Origin of the sequence: Pseudomonas agronomica (assembly GCF_025917275.1) — a bacterium.
Taxonomy (GTDB): Bacteria; Pseudomonadota; Gammaproteobacteria; order Pseudomonadales; family Pseudomonadaceae; genus Aquipseudomonas; species Aquipseudomonas agronomica.
On sequence record NZ_JAOSHO010000472.1, the window covers coordinates 1 to 3,798 of the forward strand.

A 3,798-nucleotide genomic window follows, 5' to 3' on the forward strand; every position below is an offset into this window, starting at 1 on the left:
GGCTGATCCAGCCAATCGGCGAATTCATCGATAAAGTCCTGCTTGAACCCCGCCTCCAGCCAGTTGTTGAAGATGAAACCCAGGTTGGAGAAAGCGCAGGGTTGCAGGAACAGGAAGCCATTGATGTCGTCTTCATGCCCGCATTCAGGGCAGGTGAAGTTATCGGTGCGCCCCGGCATCCAGTCTTCCAGGCTTTCGAACAGCGCTTCGCCAATCTCCTTGCGGCACTCGGCACAACCCGCCTCCTCGAGAAAGCCCTTGGCCGGCGTATAGATGCAGCGCTTGGTGATGATCTCCAGGCCGTTGACCGGTTCGCCGAAAGGCAACGCGTCGGGATGCAGGACCACGTCGCGGGCACCCGGGGCGATGGCATGGGCCATGCGATTGCCAGTACGTCCGCAGGTGGTCAGTTGTTCTTCGACGATGTTCTTGCGCACCAGCCAACGCACGATCGCCCGGGCCCGAGGCTCGTGGACCGGCAAGGTGGAAATTTTCGGGACGATGATGCTTTGCGAATTCATGGCGAGGCCTGGCTGTTTCCCTGGCAGGATTTGATAAAGGGCCGGCAGCTTAATCCCTGGCGGGATCAGGTCAAGCGCTCAGGTAGCGTCCGATCAAGGCAATGCCGCTGGCGAGCACCAGCCAGGTCACCAGGCGCACGAACGCCTCGCGCGACAACCTCATGGTCAGGCGACGGCCCACCCACAGCCCCAGCGCCATGGCCGGCAACAAACACAGCGCCAGTACTAACAAGGGTAGCTCGGCATACACGCCCGCGATGACAAACAGGCTCAAGCGCACCACGGTGCTGCAACTGATCAATGCACTCTGCGTGGCCCGGGCCGCGTCCTTGGGCAGGCGGCTGTTCAGATAGATGGCGTATAAAAAGCCGCCGCTGCCGAACAACGCTCCGAACATCCCGCCCACCGTACCCATCGGGATCGACCACAGCGCCGACAGCTGCGCCGGCCGGGCCTTGATCAACAAGCTGTAGATCGCATAAGCGCTGATGAACAGCCCCATCAACAGCAGTAACAGATCGGATTTGAGGTTGAGCAGGAAAATCACGCCCAAGGTGCAACCCACCGCCATGCACGGCAGCAACCGCAGCAGCTCCGGCCGGGACACCTCCCGGCGCGAGGGCAACAGGTTGCCGAAGGCCGCGACAAAATCCAGCAAGACCAGCAGCGGGACGATCTTCGACAGGGGCATGAACAACAGCAGGATCGGCGCCGCCACCAGCGCCGTGCCGAACCCGGCGATGCCGAATACGACGTAGGCCAGGACGATGGCCGAGCCGATCACGAGCCATTGCGTGGGGGCGAATGCCCATTCACCTAGCCACGGTAGAAAATTCATCCGGCACTTCCTTGATGAGGAGAGCGGGGACTTTAGCCAGATGTGTCATGGCATATCCAGCGATTGTGGTGACAGACCTATCGCCTTCGCGAGCAGGCTCGCTCCCACACTGGATTTATGTCGCGCTGGAACGACATGTGGGAGCGAGCCTGCTCGCGAAACAGACGACTCGGTCAAATTGCTTGTACACATGGAGATTCACCCGCGAATCCCCTTATCATGCCGCCCATGATTAAAGATCCCTTTGCCCGACTGGGCCTGGACCGCGAGGTCCTGACTGTCAGCCAGCTCAACGGCCGTGCGCGGGTGTTGCTCGAAGACGTGTTCAGCAACATCTGGGTCGAGGGCGAGATCTCCAACCTCGCCCGCCCCGCCTCCGGCCATGTGTATTTCACCCTCAAGGACAGCGGCGCCCAGGTGCGTTGCGCGCTGTTCCGGCAGAATGCTGCGCGGGTGCGCCAGGCCTTGAAGGACGGGCTGGCGGTGAAGGTGCGCGGCAAGGTCTCGCTGTTCGAAGGCCGTGGCGACTATCAACTGATCCTCGACACCGTGGAACCGGCCGGCGATGGCGCCCTGCGCCTGGCCTTCGATGCCCTGAAAGAAAAGCTCAGCGCCGAAGGCCTGTTCAGTGCCGAGCGCAAGGTACCGTTGCCGGCCCATCCGCAACGCATCGGCATCATCAGCTCACCGACGGGCGCGGTGATCCGCGACATCATCAGCGTATTCCGCCGCCGCGCGCCGCAGATTTCCCTGACCTTGATTCCCACCGCCGTGCAGGGCCGCGAGGCCACCGCGCAAATCGTCCGCGCCCTGAAACTGGCCGATGCCCGCGGCTTCGACGCGCTGATCCTGGCCCGGGGCGGCGGTTCGCTGGAGGACTTGTGGTGCTTCAACGAAGAAGCCGTGGCCCGGGCCGTGGACGCCTGCGTGACGCCGATCGTCAGTGCCGTCGGCCATGAAACCGACGTGTCCATCAGCGATTTCGTCGCTGACGTGCGCGCCCCTACCCCGTCCGCCGCCGCTGAACTGCTGGCGCCGGACGCTGGCGACCTGGTGCGCCGGGTCGAAAGCCTGCACCGTCGGCTGGTGATGCGCATGCGCGATCGGCTGATGCGCGACCAGTTGCGCCTCGAAGGCCTCACGCGCCGCCTGCGCCACCCCGGCGAACGCCTGCGCCAGCAAGCCCAGCGCCTCGACGACTTGGACATGCGCATGCGCCGGGCCTTCGAACGCAGCCTCAACACCCGCCGCGAACGGCTGATCCGCCTGGAAACCCGCCTGGCCGGACAACACCCTGGCCGCCAACTGGCGATGTTGCGCCAGCGCCTCGACAGCCTCGCCGAACGCCTGCCCCGGGCGATGCGCGAAGGTCTTAAAACGCGACGCGTCCAGCTACAGAACCAGATGCAGACGCTGCACATCGTCAGCCCGCTGGCGACCCTCGGTCGCGGCTACAGCATCCTGCTCGACGAACGCGGCCATGCCATCCGCAACGCCGAGCAAACCCGGACTGGCCAGCGCCTGACCGCCAAGCTCGGCGAAGGCGAACTGCTGGTGCGCGTCGAAGACAATCACCTCACGCCAGTCACCCTTTCTTTACTGGACTGATTCATGCCGCGATTCCTCGCCACATTGCTGTTGCTGTGCCTGACGTTCAACGCCTACGCCGACAGTTACATCACCCGCCTGTTGAACAAACCGGTGCCCGGCGGCGTGGCCGTGGTCGACCTCGGCAGCGCGGCCCAAGCGCCCAAAGCCACGTACCAGGGCAAACCGGTGCTGGTAGTCAAGGAGCAGCAGAATTGGCTGGCAATTGTCGGCATTCCGCTGACGGTACAACCCGGCACGCAGCAGATCAGCAGCGGCGGCACCACCCAGCCCTTCGTGGTCGGTTTCAAGAAGTACCCCGAGCAGCACATCACGCTGAAGAACACGCGCCAGGTCAACCCGAACCCGGCCGATCTCAAGCGCATCGACGCGGAGCTGGCGGTGCAGTTGAAGGCCTACCGCAGCTTCAGCCCGAACATCCCCAGCAACCTGTTGCTGGACAAACCGGTCAACGGCCCGCTGTCGAGCAAGTTCGGCGTGCGTCGGTTCTTCAACGGCGAAGAACGCAACCCCCACGCCGGCCTGGACTTCGCCGTGCCCGCCGGCACACCGATCAAGACCCCGGCCGCCGGCAAGGTGATCCTCACCGGCAATTACTTCTTCAATGGCAACACGGTGTTTGTCGACCATGGCCAAGGCTTCATCAGCATGTTCTGCCACATGTCGAAGATCGATGTGAAGGTCGGCCAGCAACTGGCCCGCGGCGCGGTGGTCGGCAAGGTCGGCGCCACCGGCCGTGCGACCGGGCCGCACATGCACTGGAACATCAGCCTGAATGATGCGCGGGTGGATCCGGCGATTTTTATCGGTGCGTTTCAACCCTGAACATTT

At 63.5% G+C, this 3,798-nt stretch carries 4 protein-coding genes; 2 read left to right on the forward strand and 2 right to left on the reverse strand.

Features of this window, described 5'->3' with window-relative positions; all coding sequences use genetic code 11:
• Together OC610_RS22890 and OC610_RS22895 are read right to left on the reverse strand one after the other, a co-directional pair.
• On the reverse strand, positions 1-521 hold a 521-nt coding region (locus OC610_RS22890; RefSeq protein ID WP_264431029.1), incomplete at its 3' end, for a sugar ABC transporter ATPase.
• A gap of 70 nt (positions 522-591) precedes the next feature.
• The gene (locus OC610_RS22895) at positions 592-1,359 is read right to left on the reverse strand and encodes a sulfite exporter TauE/SafE family protein (RefSeq protein ID WP_264431031.1); all 768 of its coding nucleotides are present in this window, start codon (positions 1,357-1,359) and stop codon (positions 592-594) included.
• 228 nt (positions 1,360-1,587) lie between these two features.
• On the opposite strand from OC610_RS22895, the gene xseA reads away from it, so the two are divergent.
• Both xseA and OC610_RS22905 read left to right on the forward strand, forming a co-directional pair.
• On the forward strand, positions 1,588-2,967 hold the full coding sequence (gene xseA, locus OC610_RS22900; RefSeq protein WP_264431034.1) for an exodeoxyribonuclease VII large subunit: 1,380 nt from the start codon (positions 1,588-1,590) through the stop codon (positions 2,965-2,967).
• Positions 2,968-2,970: 3 nt separating this feature from the next.
• Complete coding sequence (locus OC610_RS22905) at positions 2,971-3,792, forward strand: peptidoglycan DD-metalloendopeptidase family protein (protein WP_264431035.1); 822 nt, start codon at positions 2,971-2,973, stop codon at positions 3,790-3,792.
• Positions 3,793-3,798: the final 6 nt, after the last annotated feature.